Raw genomic sequence first — 17,902 nt, 5'->3', positions numbered from 1 at the left:
GGACTAAATATTCAACATATTAAGTAAACAAGGCTAATTCTTGATGATAATTTGAAGTAAAGCACGTAAAACAGCCATTCCAGGCGTCTTACACCTATAAAATTTGATTTTCATCGCAAAAAAAGATCTTGGAAGTTTTTGCTGGTTTTTTCTGCAACTTCGCCCAAAGAAAGCCCTTTAAGTTGAGCAATATACGCCGCAACCTCAACCACATAAGCCGGCTGATTCTCTTTACCTCGATGAGGTACTGGCGCTAAATAAGGCGAATCGGTTTCAATCAACAACCTATCTAATGGTAGTGCCTTTACCACGGCTTTGAGCTCTGTTGCTTGGCGAAACGTAACGATCCCAGAGATCGAAATATAGAAGCCTAAATCCATTGCCGCCTGCGCAAAAGCCCAATCTTCAGTAAAACAGTGTATAACCCCGCCACAACGCTCTGCGTGATGTGCTTTGAGTATAGCTAAAGTATCTTCTCGCGCTTGACGAGTATGAATAATCAATGGCTTATTGAGTTCAACGGCAGTATCAATATGCTGAATAAAACGCTGTTGTTGTAATTCCGCCATTTCTGGCTGATAGTGATAATCGAGCCCAGTTTCACCAATCGCAACCACTTTAGGGTGACGGGCATAAGTGTGAAAACGCTCTAGATCAAAATCACTTTGCACGTCGAGAGGATGAACACCACAAGAAGCATGAATATTATCGAAGGGAGTAATCATCGCTAACATATTGGGAAATGAGTCTAACGTCACACCCACAGAAAGTAATTGTGTCACTTTAGCCCGTTCGGCTTTAGCAAGAACATCGCTGATATCTTGGTGTAAATCTTGATAGTTCAGTTTATCAAGATGACAATGTGAATCTACAAACATGTTTCCTCATTAAATTTAAATAACCAATCAGCAATTAAAAGTTCACTATTTAACCCACTAAATCCCTGTAATTGATTGATCAACTGCGCCAATGAATCCGTTTGTTGTTGTAATAAAGACAAAGAACGAGCTTGAGCAAGCCACTGACTTTGCGGAGTAAAGTAAGGCTGCCATACCCCAAAAGCGGTTTTTTGGGCGTCAGTCAAGAGATACCAAAGCCAACGTAGTCCACTGAGAGGCTGGCCACTGATCGTTTTCGCACAATTTAATAATGCCGAAATGTCGCCTTGTAATGCCTGAACAAATTGCTGCTCAATCGCCAAATAATTTTGGAGTTCACCTTGTAAAATAAACGCTCGAGTCAGTAATGGAGCATTACCATGAATATGAGCAGCAAAAGCAGGAATCGATTGTTGACACTGTTCGGTTAACCACGGCATAACGGCTTGTGGCTGCGGTTCTGGAATAATAATTTGTTGGCAACGACTGACGATTGTCGCCAGTAAACGGCTCACTTGATGAGTCAGTAAAATGAAAACACATTTTTCTGCGGGCTCTTCAAGCGTTTTCAGTAAAGCATTCGCTGCTGATTCATTCATTGCTTCGGCAGGCTCAATCACGATCAATCGAAAGCCTGAGAGCTGTGAAGACTCTTGTGCTAATCGATTCGCTATACGAATTTGCTCAACCGTAATCGACTTGCCCTCTTTTTCAGGACGAACAAGATGATAATCCGGATGCGTGGCCGATAGCATTAACTCACAGCCATGACAAAATCCACAGGGCTCACTACGCTGTGTAGTACACATTAATGCCTGCGAGAATTTCTCAATCAACTGCTCTGCGCCTACTCCGTGTGGGGCATTGATTAAGGTTGCTGAAGCAAAGCGCTGATGCTCAAGCTGTTGTTTCCAACGCTCCCATGCCTCGCTTAACCAAGGATATACTGCGTTCATCATTAACCTTTATGTTGATTTAACCAGTTTAATAACGCTTGCTGAATATCTTGTGTCACCGCTTGTAAGGTTTGCTGCGCGTTAATAATCGTGACTGATGGATTGTCCTTAGCCAGTTCTAGATAACGCTGTCGTGTACGTTCAAAAAAACTCAAGTCCATTCTCTCAATACGATCCAACTCCCCTCGCCCACGAGCTCGCTCTAATCCGACTCGCGGATCGATATCTAAGTATAAAGTAAAATCTGGGCTAAACGCCCCTAACGCTAACTGCTTAAGCTGCTGCATCGTCGCAGGGCTAATCTGCCGTCCGCCGCCTTGATAAGCTTGCGAAGACATGTCATGGCGATCGCCCACGACCCAGCATCCTGCCGCCAATGCAGGTTTAATGACGTTTTCCACAAGTTGTACCCGTGCGGCGTACATTAGCAGCACTTCCGTCACATCTTGTAAAACTTCACCAGGGTGATCTTCTTTGACTAAAGCACGCATTTTTTCAGCCAATACCGTGCCACCGGGCTCACGAGTCTGGGTAATTGACTCAATACCAAAAGCTTGTAACGTATCGATCACAACCTGAATAGCCGTGCTTTTTCCTGCGCCTTCTAGCCCTTCTACTACGATAAATTTTGCGTTCATTGTCGACTTCTGATCACTTGTAAATAGGCGCGAACCGCGCGATTATGTTCTGCTAATGTTTTTGAAAACACGTGATCACCATGACCACTGGCCACAAAATAAAGGTAATCACTCTGTTCCGGATTTAAAGCGGCCTTAATCGAAGCGGGGCCAGCCATCGCGATCGGCGTCGGAGGGAGTCCATTGATCACGTAAGTATTATATTCTGTCGCTTCACGCAAATCCGCACGGCGAATCCGCCCTTGATAACGATCACCCATTCCATAAATAACCGTAGGGTCCGTTTGTAAACGCATTCGCTTGTTTAATCGATTAATAAACACCGAAGAAACTCGCTCCCGCTCCGCATCGATCGCCGTTTCTTTTTCAATAATTGACGCCAAAATAAGGGCTTCGTAAGGAGTTTTCAATGGCAAATCAGGCTGACGATGTTCCCATTCATGCTCAAGCAGACGATTGAGCTTACGATGCGCTCGACGAAGGATATCAATATCCTTCTCCCCTTTAGTAAAATGGTAGGTTTCCGCCAAAAATAAGCCTTCTAACTTTGCATTATCGATGCCTAATAATTGGGCGATGTCTGCCTCTGAATGCTCAGTCAGCGTTTGTTGTAAGTTAGGATTTTGCGCTAAGCTAGCACGCCATTCAGAAAAACGGCTTCCTTCAATAAAGGTGATCGAAAACTGAAATTCTCGCCCAGAAACCAATAACGCTAAACTATCTTGTAGCGATAACCCGGGCTGTAATTGATACGTTCCCGCTCTAATCGGCGTTAATTCAGGGTAGAAACGACGTAATAACTTCGAGGCCAAAGAGTCATCAACTAACCAAGCTTGATCGGTCATTAACGCCAACGCTCTATTTAAACTCGTCCCACCATGAATAGTGATCAACTGCGGTTCAGTGATCAATAACGGCTGCGCGAGGTAATCATTGGTCTTTTTAACCGCATAAAAGTAGCTTGCAGTAGCAAAAACAATGATGACTAAAATTAAGGCCAGTAATTTTTTAATCACGAATTAAAACTCTCCTGAAAATATCGTACATAACGGCCGATGGTATACAAATGATGCGCAATACCGATGACAGGCGCGACTTCAATGATGGCATTAGAAATAAAAACCTCATCAGCAGCAATTAAATGCTCCATTGGAAACTGACCAATTTCCACGGTCAACCCGAATGATGTTGCCGATTGTAAAATCATCCGCCGCGCGACACCAGCAACACCAGCATTATCAAGACTCGGCGTATATAAGGTGCCATTTTTCACCCAGAACAAATTTGCCATCGTTGTTTCAACGATATGATGATTAAGATCCAAACAAACGCCATCGTCATACCCTGCACGATCCATTTCACCACGCAGTAAAACTTGCTCTAAGCGGTTATTATGTTTATGTCCCGCCAGCAATGGGTTGAGTCCCATGCGCTGCTCACAGACGCCTAATCTGATCCCTTGACGTTGCCATTGATGATAATGAGCTGGAAAATCAAAGTGACTCAATGTAATTCTTGATGAATGTTGTTGGCTTGGACTATAACCTCGTCCTCCTTCGCCACGGCTAATATGCAGTTTCATTCCCGCCAGTGGCTTACCTATCGCCGCTTGATTCAACGCAAGTTCTATTTTCAACCAATCAGGAGATGGAATCGCCAAGCGCTGTAAGCAAGCCTCCATTCGCTCTTGATGATAATCCCAGAACTGAATTTTACCTTGTTTAATCAATAGAGTACTAAAGCAGCCATCGCCATATTGGAAAGAACGATCACTGGCGGTAATTAGGGGCTCGTTGAATCCATTTTGCCCAATCATGCTTGACTCCCTGAAAAAATAAACGGCCTAATGCAAAGCACCAAGCCGTTTAAACTCAAACTCAATCAGATAGATTAATTATACGCGTTTAAAAATCAGTGAACCGTTGGTACCACCGAAGCCAAACGAGTTGCATATCGCATAATCCATACCTGATACTTTACGCGCCGTATGGGGCACTAAGTCTATCTCTAACCCTTCTTCTGGGTTATCAAGGTTAATGGTTGGTGGAACAATTTGGTCAACCAACGACATGATGGTAATGATCGCTTCAACAGAACCTGCTGCACCGAGCAAGTGACCCGTCATTGATTTGGTTGAAGAGACTAATACTTGTTTAGCGCCTTCTTCACCTAATGCTCGTTTGATGCCTTTTACTTCCGCGACATCACCGGCCGGAGTTGACGTTCCGTGAGCATTAACATAACCAATTTGAGTCCCTGTGACTCCAGCATCACGCATCGCGGCTTCCATCGCTAGAGCGCCACCAGAACCGTCTTCACTTGGTGAAGTCATGTGATAAGCATCACCTGACATACCAAAACCGACCAACTCAGCATAAATTTTAGCACCACGAGCTTTAGCGTGTTCATACTCTTCAAGCACAATCACACCAGCACCATCACCCAATACAAAACCATCACGATCTTTATCCCAAGGGCGTGAAGCTTTTTGTGGTTCATCATTGCGAGTGGATAACGCTTTCGCAGCACCAAAACCAGCCATACCTAAAGGTGTGGAGGCTTTTTCTGCACCACCCGCAACCATGGCATCGGCATCACCGTAAGCAATCATCCGTGCGGCATGACCAATATTGTGCAAGCCAGTGGTACAAGCGGTTGAAATTGCAAGATTTGGACCACGTAAACCACGCATAATAGAAAGGTTACCTGCAACCATGTTAACAATGGTTGAGGGAACGAAAAATGGGCTAACCTTACGTGGACCTTTTTCGATTAATGCCTGATGGCCAGATTCAATTAACTCAAGACCACCAATTCCCGAACCAATGGCGACACCAACACGTGGCGCATTAGCTTGCGTAATTTGCAGACCGGAATCGTCTAGAGCTTGAATACCCGCAGCAATGCCATATTGGATAAAAAGATCCATTTTTCTGGCTTCTTTTTTAGACATATACTCTTCGCAATTAAAGTCTTTGACTAGACCTGCGAAACGAGTTGAGAAATTTGTAGTATCAAAGTGCTCAATATTAACAATACCACTTTGACCAGCTAGCAGGGCTTTCCAAGAAGATTCTACAGTGTTGCCTACTGGTGACAACATACCCATGCCAGTGACAACGACACGACGCTTGGACACGATCATATTCTCCGGGATAGAAACATTCTATGAGAGGGATAGATGACTAAAAAACTCAGGCGGCCAGAGGGCCGCCTGGGGAGAACATTACTGAGCGTTGCTGGTCACGTAATCAATCGCAGCTTGAACAGTAGTGATTTTCTCTGCTTCTTCGTCAGGAATCTCAGTATCAAATTCCTCTTCAAGAGCCATAACTAATTCAACAGTGTCTAGAGAATCTGCACCTAGATCTTCAACGAAAGAAGATTCATTTTTTACTTCTGCTTCGTCTACACCTAGCTGTTCAACGATGATTTTCTTTACGCGTTCTTCAATGTTGCTCATGTTTTCTTTTCCTTTACAGATTTCGCCTAATGCGATGATTCCGTAGTTTATTCGAACTAGTGAAAGTTGCAAGGGGGACCTTGCTGGTCAAACCACAAATTTACCGATTTTAACCGAAATTCACACCATTTTTGACATAAATCATGCACAAATGTTGCGCACCTAAAAACCAACTGTTAAGAAAAGTCAGCATTTATTGACGACTGTCGCTTAACTTCTCCAAACACTTGGCATTAAACCATGTACATTCCGCCGTTGACGTGCAGAGTCTCACCCGTAATGTAAGCTGCTTCATTGGACGCTAAAAAAGCCACTGCAGAAGCAATTTCATGAGGTTCACCCAGACGACCCGCTGGAACTTGCGCTAGTGTAGCAGCACGTTGCTCATCATTCAGCGCTTTTGTCATATCTGTGGCGATAAAACCTGGTGCAACTGTGTTCACAGTCACACCACGGGATGCAACTTCACGTGCCATCGACTTGGTAAAGCCAATTACGCCCGCTTTTGCCGCTGCATAGTTAGTTTGTCCAGCATTACCCATGGTACCAACAACCGAACCAACATTAATGATTCGACCATGGCGTTTTTTCATCATGCCACGTAATACCGCTTTCGATAAGCGGAAAATCGACGTTAAGTTGGTATCTAAGATATCCATCCACTCTTCGTCTTTCATACGCATCAATAGGTTATCACGTGTGATACCGGCATTATTCACTAAAATGTCGATGCTGCCAAACTGTTCATTGATCGCTTTGAGTACCGATTCGATCGATGCAGGGTCAGTCACATTCAAAGCAAACCCTTTACCCTTCTCGCCTAGATAAGTACTAATTGCATCTGCGCCACTATCGCTGGTTGCTGTTCCAATCACGGTGGCACCGCGTGCGACAAGCACTTCTGCGATTGAACGACCAATCCCACGACTTGCTCCCGTGACTAGAGCGACTTTACCTTCAAGGCTCATGAATTCATTCATGTTTGATTCCTACTTTATTGCACAGCTTCGAATGAAGCGCTATCGTTTACGGCTACCGCATCCAGTGTTTTCACTATGCGTTTGGTTAATCCAGTTAACACTTTACCTGGACCAACTTCAATAAGTTTTTCAATCCCTTGGTCACTCATGCTTTGTACCGCTTCTGTCCAACGTACCGGATTATAAAGCTGACGCACAAGGGCATCTTTAATTTTTGCAGGATCCGTTTCAGCCAGCACATCAACGTTATTAATGACCGGAATTGATGGGCTATTAAACTGAAGTCCAGCGAGCGCAATGGCTAATTTTTCTGCGGCGGGTTTCATTAATGCACAATGCGATGGCACTGACACTGGCAGGGGTAATGCTCGCTTGGCACCCGCTTCTTTGCACAGTACACCAGCACGCTCAACGGCCTCTTTCTGCCCAGCAATCACGACCTGACCTGGGGAGTTAAAGTTTACCGGAGAAACAATTTGACCTTGAGCGGCTTGTTGGCACGCGTTGGCAATCGCCTCATCATCAAGACCAATGATCGCATACATTGCTCCCGTGCCAGCAGGTACAGCCTCTTGCATTAATCGACCACGTAATTCAACTAAGCTGATCGCCTGCTGAAAATCAATCACCCCCGAGCATACTAACGCAGAGTATTCACCTAAACTGTGTCCTGCTAAGACTTCAGGTTGAGGCAAGTTCAATGACTGCCACACACGCCAAATAGCAACCGATGCAGCAAGGATAGCGGGTTGCGTACGATGAGTTTGGTTAAGATCTTCTGCTGGGCCTTGTTGAACTAATGCCCATAAGTCATAACCTAATACTTCAGAAGCTTGGCTAAACGTCTGTTTTACAACATCATACTGTTCACCAAGCTCCGCAAGCATACCGATTGCTTGTGAACCTTGGCCTGGGAATACAATAGCAAACTTGCTCATGTTTTTTCCTTAACCTAATAAAATGGATAAAGAGTCAAGCGACTCTTCAACGTCAAATAAGTGATTGGGGAGCAATCAGAATTTAACCAAGGCAGAGCCCCAAGTAAAACCACCACCAAACGCTTCTAACAGCAATAACTGGCCACGTTGAATGCGTCCATCGCGCACCGCTTCATCTAATGCGGTTGGTACCGTTGCAGCTGAAGTATTACCATGGCGATCTAACGTCATCACAACTTGATCCAATGACATAGAAAGTTTCTTTGCAGTAGCAGAAATAATTCGATAATTGGCTTGATGCGGCACCAGCCAATCTAATTGCGACTTATGTAAATTATTCGCCGCTAAAGTATCTTTGACTAATTTTGATAATTGAGTGACGGCGACTTTAAACACTTCGTTACCGGCCATATGCAGCCACTTATCAACATTACCGCCACGCTCAGGCACTTCAAGACTGAGTAACTCACCAAACTCACCATCGGCATAGATATGAGTCGATAAGATACCGGGCTCTTGACTAGCACCAACCACCACCGCTCCTGCCGCATCACCAAATAAAATAATGGTTGAGCGGTCGGTTGGATCGCACGTTTTCGATAATGCATCCGCACCAATCACCAGTACTTTTTTACACATGCCTGATTTAATGTGTTGATCAGCAACCGACAATGCATACACAAAACCAGAGCATGCTGCAGCCAAATCAAAAGCTGGACAACCTTTGATCCCGAGCTTAGCTTGAACCTGACAAGCAGAAGAGGGAAAAGTATGACTGCCGCTTGTCGTGGCAACAATAATCAGATCAATCTCATTCTTATCAATTTGCGCCATTTCGATGGCTTTTTCAGCAGCATAAAATGCCATATCGGCGACGGTTTCGTTATCAGCGGCAATTCGACGCTCACGAATCCCCGTCCGGGTCACAATCCACTCATCATTGGTATCTACCATTTTCTCTAAATCTGCGTTAGTACGCACTTGAGATGGCAAGTAGCTGCCAGTACCTAAAATTTTGCTATACATGAAGACTAATAATGCCTCTCGAGTAAAACCGCTTCCAAACGATCGCTTATGCGGCTGGGGACTTGTCGTTTCACTTCATGAACCGCTTCACCTATCGCATTGACGACTGCGGATACATCGGCACTTCCATGACTTTTAATGACTATGCCGCGTAATCCTAGCAAACTTGCGCCGTTATACTGGTCGGGGTTCAAGGTTTTTAATTCATAAAACAGTTCAGAAAAGACTTTTCGGGCAATCCAACCCTTTATGGATGAGGCTAAAAAGAGATTTTTTAACTTATCAATAAAGAGTTGTGCAGTCCCTTCACAGGTTTTTAAACAAACATTACCGACAAATCCATCACACACCACAACGTCGGCGGCATCCATCAATAACTGATTCCCTTCAATATAGCCAATAAAATTCACCGCTTGAGTTTGCTTTAGCAGCTGTGCACAACGCTTAACCAGATCATTACCTTTTATCTCTTCCGCGCCAATATTTAAAATCGCCACGCGGGGGGAACGTTGTAAATGTTGCTCAGCCAATGCCGATCCCATCACTGCAAATTGAAACAGGGAATCAGCATCACTAGAGACATTCGCACCAAGATCCAATAACCACGTTTTACCACCCGATATCGTGGGTAAAGCGGTTACTAATGCCGGACGCTCAATCCCAGGGAGAAGCTTTAAACGAAAACGTGAGAGTGCCATCAGCGCGCCGGTGTTACCAGCACTGACACAAGCATCCGCCTGTTGTTGAGCGACCAGATCGATAGCCAAACCCATTGAACTGTCATGGCTATGGCGTAATGCTAGTGAGGGTTTTTCTGAGTTAGCGATCACTCGATCACTGTGCACAATACTCAAACGAGGATCGGGTTGGTAACCTAGTAAAGATAATTGCTGAGTGATCGCGCTATGATCACCCACTAATATCACTTTTAGCTCTGGGAAATGCGACAGTGCCTGCACGGCGGCAGGCACTGTAACGCGAGGACCGAAATCCCCGCCCATTGCATCAAGTGCAACGGTTAGATTTTGCAAAGGTCACAACCTTACTTGTTGATAACCTTTTTGCCACGGTAGTAGCCTTCAGCGGTTACATTGTGACGTAGGTGAGTTTCACCTGAAGTTGCATCTACAGATAGTGCAGCTGAAGTTAGCGCATCATGTGAACGACGCATACCACGCATTGAACGTGATTTCTTGCTCTTTTGTACGGCCATTGACCCTACTCCTGTGTTATGGATTGAAGATTTACTTCTTCAAACTTTTTAAAACATCGAATGGATTCGGCTTATCATCCAACACTTCGTCGGGGATCTCACCAAACACCAAATTGTCTGAGTTAACGCTACAATCCGCTTCATCGTGCATCGCTACTTGGGGTAAACCAAGAATGAACTCGTCTTCAACTAACTGAATCAAATCAATCTCACCGTACTCGTTAGGATCTACCAAATCGTACTCATCCGGTGCATCTTGCTCACTTTGCTCACTGTAGTAAGGAGTATAAGTAAACTCAATGGTGCATTCATGTGCAAATGCTTGATTACAGCGCTGACACTCTAAATCAACTTCGATGTTAGCTTTACCAGAGATAACAACCAGTTGCTGTTCATCCATCCCAAATGACAATGAGACTTGTGCGTCGCGTTTTACGCCATCAACTGACTCTTCTAAGCGCTTTAAAAGACTGGCTTGAATGATACCATCATAATCCAATCGTTTTTGAGCGGCTTTTGCCGGGTCAATCGTTCGCGGTATTTTTACCTTTTGCATAGGGCGCGAATATTATCTTCCAAAATTGTTTTAGTCAAAGAAAAAGGCAAAAAAGTTGCTATGCCTTATTTCGCTATTGGCTTAAGAAGCACGTTACTATTGTATGATAAATACAGGATTAATCCGTCGTAAGGTGTACCATATCGCTCACTTTACTTGAGACGATCTGCCAGTTTCCGGTATACTACTCATACACTGAAGACAATTGTAAATCAAAATGCAAAATTACCAACTAGTTTTGGCTTCAACCTCACCTTATCGACAACAATTACTAGAAAAACTGGCTATTCCTTTTGTTACCGCTAGTCCTGATTGTGATGAGACACCGTTGACTGACGAGACACCAGAACAGCTGGTGATGCGCTTAGCGACCAACAAAGCGCGCTCTTGCCAGCTATCATCACCAAGTCTAGTGATTGGTTCAGATCAAGTATGTGTTATCAATGGTCAAATCATTGGAAAACCATACAACCGAGAGACAGCGATTCATCAGTTACTGCAACAAAGTGGTCAAACCATCACTTTTTACACTGGTCTCGCGCTACACAATACTCAAACCGAACAAACGCAAGTCACTATCGATACTTTTAAAGTACACTTTCGTTCGCTGACACCAGATATGGTGGCTCGATATGTCGATAAAGAGCAGCCTTTCTACTGCGCTGGGAGCTTTAAAAGCGAAGGACTGGGCATTGCTCTCTTTGAACGTTTGGAGGGGGATGATCCCAATTCATTAATCGGTTTGCCACTGATTAAGCTAATTAAACTCTTAGAAAGTGAACAGATTAGAGTGATTTAATCATCGAACGAATCTTACCACGACAATACACACCGAGGCGAGATTCATCCCCAAAAAACCATCAAGCTTGGCGCATTTGTCCTAATGCACGTTCTAAGGACGCGTCCAATGGTGCACTGATATCCATTTTGTCTCCTGTTGCGGGATGCATAAATTGAATATTGGCAGCATGTAAAAACAGTCGATTAATGGAAAATTGACTCACGTAGGCGTCAAATCGGCGATCACCATATCGGTCATCCCAAGCGATGGGATGACCCGTATATTGAGTGTGTACACGTATCTGGTGCGTTCGCCCTGTAATCGGGCTTGCTTGAAGCAAAGTTGCCTGGGCAAACTGTTCGAGCACTCTAAAACGAGTTTCTGATGGTTTACCATTAGGGTTTACCCGAACAATACTATTAATCTCATTTTTTAATAATGGTGCATTGACCACTTTAACATTCGCAGGCCAACGCCCCATCACCAATGCAAAATAGTATTTTTGTACCGTTTTCTCACGAAATTGCGCTTGTAAATGACGTAAGGCCGAGCGCTTCTTAGCGACCAATAGAATACCAGACGTGTCTCGGTCAATACGATGGACGAGTTCTAAAAAACGTGCCTGTGGACGCAATGCCCGCAAAGCTTCAATTGCGCCAAATTTTAAACCACTACCACCATGTACTGCCGTTCCAGAAGGTTTATTGAGAATCAAAAGATGATCGTCTTCATAGACGATACACGCTTCTAGTTCAGCAACGCGATTAAGCTTGATACTGGGTGCGGCCGGTTCTGAGTCATTGACCTCCATCGTCACCGGAGGAATACGGATGCTATCGCCTGCGGCCAGTTTATACTCAGCCTTAACGCGCTTTTTATTAACTCGCACTTCTCCTTTGCGCAAGATTCGATAAACCACGCTCTTAGGAATATTTTTTAATTGGTTACGCAAAAAATTATCAATGCGTTGACCAGCCATATCTTCATCGATATCGACGAACTGGACTTGGGTTTTAATTTCGCTCATAACCGCCATTTTAACCTTAATTGGCGGAAAATCACCTTTTTCTTCACAGGAAAAAACTACGTTTACGATAAATGCCACTTCAAACTGGCGAAAATAACAGCAAATCTTCGTTACACCTTGAAACACCTATGACAGTGAATCAAAGAATCACAAAGTTATTGACGTTTTTCGTGACGTAGACCTCGCGAACTGTGATCTTTTTGTACAGACCGTTAAAAAAATAAGGAGTTTCTTACAATGCCGATTGCTGAGTTTAGCAGTCACTGCTATAGTTCACAGCTGCAAAGTATGAAAGGTTTGGCATGTTGTTTAGCCTTTTATTCCTTGCAAAAATGTGAGTAGTTCTCTGACTATCGATGTGCAGCATATGGCGTAAGACACGATTGATAGCGGTTTTCTTGTTGTTCTACTCCTCGCCTTTTCATGTTGAGTACCTACCGCCACCGCGCGGTTCACAAGCAAACGTATGCTTGTGATAACTGAAGTGCCCTCAGAGCATCCCCTCCAGCCGGGAGGCTGTAATCAATAAGCCATGGGATCTGGCACCGTGAAAACGAAATACAACAACAAGAATAATAATCAAAACAAAGAAAAGATAACGAGATTTTAAATGAAAAGAATGTTAATTAACGCAACTCAAAAAGAAGAGTTGCGTGTCGCTTTGGTTGATGGCCAGCGACTGTTTGATTTAGATATTGAAAGTCCTGGACATGAATCCAAAAAAGCCAATATCTACAAAGGCCGTATCACTCGTATTGAACCTAGTCTCGAAGCTGCATTCGTTGACTATGGTGCAGAAAGACACGGTTTCCTCCCTCTTAAAGAAATTTCCCGCGATTATTTTCCTGAAGGTTACACTTACCAAGGTCGTCCAAGCATTAAAGAAGTGCTGCGTGAAGGCCAAGAAGTAATTGTTCAAGTTGAGAAAGAAGAGCGTGGCAGTAAAGGCGCAGCCTTAACCACCTTTATTTCATTAGCCGGAAGTTATTTAGTTCTTATGCCCAACAACCCTCGTGCTGGCGGAATTTCTCGCCGTATCGAAGGCGATGAGCGTACCGATCTAAAAACAGCATTAAGCACCTTGGTCTTACCACAAGGTATGGGACTTATCGTCCGTACTGCGGGAGTCGGAAAAAGTGCTGAAGAACTGGAGTGGGATCTGAATGTTCTCCTCAATCATTGGAGTGCCATTAAGCAAGCCTCTGAGTCCAACCCAGCGCCTTTTCTCATTCACCAAGAGAGTAACGTCATTGTTCGTGCGATCCGTGACTATTTACGTCGTGATATTGGCGAAATCCTCATTGATAGCAATACCATTTACGAACGAGCGCTTGAGCATATCCGTCTTATTCGCCCAGACTTTGCCAGTCGCGTAAAGAAATACGACGGTGAGGTTCCGCTATTCAGTCACTTCCAGATTGAAAGCCAAATTGAATCGGCCTTCCAACGTGAAGTTCGCCTGCCTTCTGGTGGTTCGATTGTTATTGACCCAACCGAAGCCTTAACGTCGATCGATATCAACTCGGCTCGTGCAACCAAAGGCAGTGATATCGAAGAGACTGCCTTAAATACCAACTTAGAAGCTGCGGATGAAATTGCTCGTCAATTGCGTCTTCGCGACTTAGGCGGCCTAGTAGTGATCGATTTTATCGATATGACACCAGTTCGCCATCAACGTGAAGTTGAAAACCGTTTACGTGAAGCCGTGCGTTTAGATCGCGCTCGCGTACAAATCGGGCGTATCTCTCGCTTTGGTTTGTTGGAAATGTCTCGTCAACGTTTAAGTCCTTCTCTAGCAGAAGCCAGTCATCACATTTGTCCTCGCTGCTCAGGCACTGGGGTTATTCGTGACAATGAATCACTGGCATTATCTGTACTGCGCCTTATCGAAGAAGAAGCACTAAAAGACAATACGGTTCAAGTTCTTGCCGTTGTGCCTGTTTCAATCGCGTCTTATTTGCTGAATGAAAAGCGCCGCTCGATTAACCATATTGAACGTAATCAAGAAGTGAAAATCACCATTGTCCCTAACTCGGATATGGAAACGCCACATTTTGAAGTGCTACGTATTCGTGAAGGCGAAGAGCAAGAGATTCTCTCTTACTTGATCCCAAATAAACTGGAAGCAATGAGAGAAGCCGAAGGGAAAGAACTGACTGACGCTGAAATCAAACCTAAGCGTATTGAAGAGCCAGTACTGAAAGGTTTTGCTTCTCCAGCCCAAAATGCACCGGCACCGAGGGTTCAAGTAGAAACAGCGCCAGCAGAACCAGTAACAGAAAAGCAGCCGACACTGGTCAGCCGTTTCTTTAAAGCACTATCAACGCTATTCAGCTCAACGTCTGAAGAAGTGAAAGAACCCGTTGTGCCCGCTCAAATAGAAACGAAACCCGCACAACCTCGTCGTGAGCGTAATGAACGTCGCCGTAATCCGCGTGATAAGCACAATAAACGCAAAGCGGATGACGTGGTTGAAAAGGCAGACAAAGAATCAGCAACACCTGCACCACGTAAACAACAAGATCGCAAACCTGCCCAAGAGCGTCCTGAGCAGCCTCGTCGTAATAAACCACAACGAGACAACAACCAATCGCTCAAACTTCAAGAGCAAGGTCGTCAACTGGCTGAAGAAGCACAAAAAGAGGCCGTTCCATCCCCTCGTGCCGACAAAGCCATCACGCCAGACATTCAAGAAGTAAAACCAGCGGTTGTGAAAGAACGTCGTCAACGTCGTAAGTTGGAGAAGTCGATTCGCGTTAAGGATCAACAAACTTCAAATCCTGTCGTTGATGAGCCGATAGTATTAGCGCCTGATGCGGAACAAGCAACACCAACACTGGTTGACACCACACCATTAGCAGCTATTGAAAGCCCAGTCGACCAAGAGCAAACCAGTCATGCTGATGCTCAAGATCAAGACGAACAGAAACAACGCCGTAATCGCCGTTCACCTCGCCACTTACGTGCCAGTGGACAACGTCGCCGTCGTGGTCGTGATCGCCGTCCAAACCCTTTCCGCTTACGTAAAGGAGGAGTGGCATCGCCTGAAATGGCAATGGGTAAAGTCATGCCGCGTTATGACCTTGCTAAACCACATGGACAACAGCATCAAGCAGTAGCAACGCCAACAGAGGTAACGACCCATCAACCGTCTGTTGATGTCAATACTGAGTCGCCAGTGACACCAACTGTCGAGCTCGGTGGATTTGCTTTCCCAGAAATGGCCATGGGTAAAGTGATCATTCGTCGTACTGAAACAGACGTTGTATCACAAGATGCGCTAGTCACGACCGTCGATAGTCAGCAAAGCGTTGTTGAGCAGCCTATAACAAGTGAAGCAATGCCTGATGCTGACGTGCAGATTATCGTCGCTAGCGAGTCAATAGAGACCTCTGTTGAGAGCATAGAACAGTGTGCTCCACAATCAGAGACACAAGATGAGACCGTTGAAGATCTACAAGAGCCATTGGTGATCAGCGATACGGATATTGAACCTGTGATTGTTGAAACCGATGACTTATTACCTGAAGAAGCACCGATTGTCATTAACGCCCCTACGTTAACCAATCATGCTCGCAAACAAGGTTATGCGTTTGCTCCAATGGCAAAAGCCCCGGGTTCAGCAGACTTAAAAGAGATCAATGTCGTGGCAGCTCCAGTCCGTGACCAACGTTATCAGCCTCAAGGTGCTGGTAGCCAAGCCGCACGTACACAAGCAGCGGCAGGCATGACCAAACCTCAGTCTTTCTAACTCGTTATACCGATTAAAAAGGCGTCCTTATTAAGGACGCCTTTTTTATTAGTTAACTAACCACTCGTCAATCAATCTCTGTGACAAACTAAAAAGCATAGCTTAAACTAAGCGTACTATAAATTTCATCGCGGCTCTTTCCTTTAGCAACCGTGCTGTTATTGATGTACTCCGTATCAAAAACCAAAGCTAAACGTTCAGCCAATTTATTGGATAATGAGCCTTTTATGCTCGTCGTTGTATTGCTATCACCATAATCGACTCGCGCTGACGCACCAATCGCTAAATTTTGGCTAATCGCACTTTGCGCTTGTACAAATGCATTCGCAATCCATTCATTATCACTACGTGAACCCTGCACCGTCGAAGAAGGCTGACGTACCGAATGACGAAAACCTGGACCTAAACCTAGATCCACTTTAGTGGTTTCTGTATCCAGTAATGTCGCCCCAAGTCCTCCAACTGCTAAAGCTTGATGACGATAGGTCGCATACTGATCATGCTCATACTTACTATTACCAAATACGAATAAGTGCCGGCTGATATCATGTTTAATATCGTAAATAAGACGATACTTGTTCGTACCATCATCATTACTGTCAGATTTATAGGAATAAAAGGTCGCTAATGCTAACTGCTGTCGCCATTGCTCCTGTTGATATTTAACCAGCGCACCTGAGTTTACCGACAGTGTTGATGCACTATTTTTAGAATAAATAAACCCAAGCTTAGCATCACTACTCCATGGGCTTTTTGTATCGGTAACGTCTGCTACAGCAAAACTAGAAGTCAATAATCCGATCCAGAGTGTACTCAATGAAAATGGAATCGTGTGTTTCATCATCAGCGTTTATCCGTTCATTAATCGAAATAAACGGTCACTCTAACAAACCTATTGAATACCTAAGTAAGAATTATGTTAAAATCTTTCTATATTCATCGACTTAACATAGATCATTATTGTTTTACATGCGTCATTCTCTTGATGGTAAATACGCTGCCTTATCGCTATCTCTTGAGCGTATGAAGGATAATTTCAGATCACCATCAAAATTGATTACATAAAAAAGCAGCCATATAACTGGCTGCTGAAATCAAGGTTCATCGAGAATCATTAAGCGTTTTTGAACGCTTTGATAACCTGTAAATGCTGAGAGATTTTTTTGAATTTGTGTGGTTGCTCTTCATCCCATACAATCGAATAATAGGCTTTTAACTGCTGCTCCGTTTGCTGGTTATCTAAAACCGCATCCTGGCGTGACAAGAAGACTAGGCAGCGGCCTTTATTTTTCATGCGATACTGCTCAACACATTTCGTGGCAATATCTTCATACTCTTCTGGCCTGTCAATTTTGCCTTGCATATTGCGTTCTGGGTGCAAGTTGGGGTTAAACATTACTTGCTTAATACCACACAGAAAACCTATTCGCTCAGCCCAATATCCGCCTAATCCAACACCGCAAATCAGTGGATGGGGATCATCTGAACGTTCAATCGCGCGATGCACTTCTTTTAGTAAATGCTGCATATCATGCTTAGGATGTTGTGTGCTATAGCTGATAAAGTGCACATCATCATCAATAAATTGCAGTTGTAAAATTTTCTCGTGATTGCCCGGACTGGTTGAATCAAATCCATGTAAATAAATAATCATACGCTTCCCCCACTGCTTTGAATGTTTAATCTACCACGAAA

The 17,902-nt window shown here is 44.3% G+C and carries 18 protein-coding genes; 2 read left to right on the top strand and 16 right to left on the bottom strand.

What is annotated here, in order from left to right; genetic code table 11:
- Positions 1 to 110: 110 nt before the first annotated feature.
- The 13 genes from CAG60_RS04540 to yceD all read right to left on the bottom strand — a co-directional run bounded on the left by CAG60_RS04540 (position 111) and on the right by yceD (position 10,648).
- The gene (locus CAG60_RS04540) at positions 111 to 878 is read right to left on the bottom strand and encodes a TatD family hydrolase (protein ID WP_154168601.1); all 768 of its coding nucleotides are present in this window, start codon (positions 876 to 878) and stop codon (positions 111 to 113) included.
- Positions 869 to 1,834 (bottom strand): DNA polymerase III subunit delta', encoded by a 966-nt coding sequence (gene holB / locus CAG60_RS04535; protein WP_110167924.1) that lies wholly within the window; start codon positions 1,832 to 1,834, stop codon positions 869 to 871. The genes CAG60_RS04540 and holB overlap by 10 nt, the downstream gene beginning before the upstream one ends.
- Before the next feature lie 2 nt (positions 1,835 to 1,836).
- The gene (tmk, locus tag CAG60_RS04530; protein ID WP_004395587.1) at positions 1,837 to 2,472 is read right to left on the bottom strand and encodes a dTMP kinase; all 636 of its coding nucleotides are present in this window, start codon (positions 2,470 to 2,472) and stop codon (positions 1,837 to 1,839) included.
- Positions 2,469 to 3,488 (bottom strand): endolytic transglycosylase MltG, encoded by a 1,020-nt coding sequence (mltG, locus tag CAG60_RS04525; RefSeq protein WP_161438385.1) that lies wholly within the window; start codon positions 3,486 to 3,488, stop codon positions 2,469 to 2,471. Before mltG ends, tmk begins: the two co-directional genes overlap by 4 nt.
- A complete protein-coding gene (gene pabC / locus CAG60_RS04520; RefSeq protein WP_161438384.1) occupies positions 3,485 to 4,288 on the bottom strand; it encodes an aminodeoxychorismate lyase in 804 nt (267 codons plus the stop codon). Before pabC ends, mltG begins: the two co-directional genes overlap by 4 nt.
- A 78-nt stretch (positions 4,289 to 4,366) precedes the next feature.
- Positions 4,367 to 5,611, bottom strand: a complete 1,245-nt coding sequence (fabF, locus tag CAG60_RS04515) for a beta-ketoacyl-ACP synthase II (protein ID WP_161438383.1) — start codon at positions 5,609 to 5,611, stop codon at positions 4,367 to 4,369.
- Between the two features lie 87 nt (positions 5,612 to 5,698).
- Positions 5,699 to 5,935: an acyl carrier protein gene (gene acpP, locus CAG60_RS04510; RefSeq protein WP_000065130.1), complete on the bottom strand. Its 237-nt coding sequence runs from the start codon at positions 5,933 to 5,935 to the stop codon at positions 5,699 to 5,701.
- 233 nt (positions 5,936 to 6,168) lie between these two features.
- Complete coding sequence (gene fabG / locus CAG60_RS04505) at positions 6,169 to 6,903, bottom strand: 3-oxoacyl-ACP reductase FabG (protein WP_040904873.1); 735 nt, start codon at positions 6,901 to 6,903, stop codon at positions 6,169 to 6,171.
- A 26-nt stretch (positions 6,904 to 6,929) separates the two neighbouring features.
- Positions 6,930 to 7,853: an ACP S-malonyltransferase gene (gene fabD / locus CAG60_RS04500; RefSeq protein WP_110167927.1), complete on the bottom strand. Its 924-nt coding sequence runs from the start codon at positions 7,851 to 7,853 to the stop codon at positions 6,930 to 6,932.
- Between the two features lie 75 nt (positions 7,854 to 7,928).
- A complete protein-coding gene (locus CAG60_RS04495; RefSeq protein WP_004395600.1) occupies positions 7,929 to 8,879 on the bottom strand; it encodes a beta-ketoacyl-ACP synthase III in 951 nt (316 codons plus the stop codon).
- A 5-nt stretch (positions 8,880 to 8,884) separates the two neighbouring features.
- Positions 8,885 to 9,910, bottom strand: a complete 1,026-nt coding sequence (gene plsX / locus CAG60_RS04490; RefSeq protein ID WP_004395601.1) for a phosphate acyltransferase PlsX — start codon at positions 9,908 to 9,910, stop codon at positions 8,885 to 8,887.
- An 11-nt stretch (positions 9,911 to 9,921) separates the two neighbouring features.
- Entirely contained in the window at positions 9,922 to 10,092 is a 171-nt protein-coding gene (rpmF, locus tag CAG60_RS04485) for a 50S ribosomal protein L32 (RefSeq protein WP_004395602.1), read from the bottom strand.
- Positions 10,093 to 10,123: 31 nt separating this feature from the next.
- On the bottom strand, positions 10,124 to 10,648 hold the full coding sequence (yceD, locus tag CAG60_RS04480; RefSeq protein ID WP_040904477.1) for a 23S rRNA accumulation protein YceD: 525 nt from the start codon (positions 10,646 to 10,648) through the stop codon (positions 10,124 to 10,126).
- A gap of 217 nt (positions 10,649 to 10,865) precedes the next feature.
- Here yceD and CAG60_RS04475 point away from each other — a divergent pair, with 217 nt between their 5' ends.
- Positions 10,866 to 11,447, top strand: a complete 582-nt coding sequence (locus tag CAG60_RS04475; RefSeq protein WP_040904479.1) for a Maf family protein — start codon at positions 10,866 to 10,868, stop codon at positions 11,445 to 11,447.
- Positions 11,448 to 11,508: 61 nt separating this feature from the next.
- On the opposite strand, the gene rluC is transcribed toward CAG60_RS04475, so the two are convergent.
- Positions 11,509 to 12,456: a 23S rRNA pseudouridine(955/2504/2580) synthase RluC gene (rluC, locus tag CAG60_RS04470; protein ID WP_040904874.1), complete on the bottom strand. Its 948-nt coding sequence runs from the start codon at positions 12,454 to 12,456 to the stop codon at positions 11,509 to 11,511.
- A gap of 610 nt (positions 12,457 to 13,066) precedes the next feature.
- Here rluC and rne point away from each other — a divergent pair.
- On the top strand, positions 13,067 to 16,207 hold the full coding sequence (gene rne / locus CAG60_RS04465; RefSeq protein WP_202598509.1) for a ribonuclease E: 3,141 nt from the start codon (positions 13,067 to 13,069) through the stop codon (positions 16,205 to 16,207).
- 88 nt (positions 16,208 to 16,295) lie between these two features.
- Here the strand turns inward: rne and CAG60_RS04460 are convergent, their stop codons facing one another.
- Positions 16,296 to 17,051: a DUF481 domain-containing protein gene (locus tag CAG60_RS04460; protein ID WP_161438382.1), complete on the bottom strand. Its 756-nt coding sequence runs from the start codon at positions 17,049 to 17,051 to the stop codon at positions 16,296 to 16,298.
- Between the two features lie 270 nt (positions 17,052 to 17,321).
- Entirely contained in the window at positions 17,322 to 17,861 is a 540-nt protein-coding gene (ycfP, locus tag CAG60_RS04455; RefSeq protein WP_161438381.1) for an alpha/beta hydrolase YcfP, read from the bottom strand.
- Positions 17,862 to 17,902 lie beyond the last annotated feature (41 nt).

Origin of the sequence: Vibrio sp. V33_P6A3T137, from assembly GCF_009904835.1 — a bacterium.
Taxonomy (GTDB): Bacteria; Pseudomonadota; Gammaproteobacteria; order Enterobacterales; family Vibrionaceae; genus Vibrio; species Vibrio metschnikovii.
Note: the sequence above shows the minus strand (reverse complement) of the source record. Positions and strands in the feature narration are given on the sequence as shown.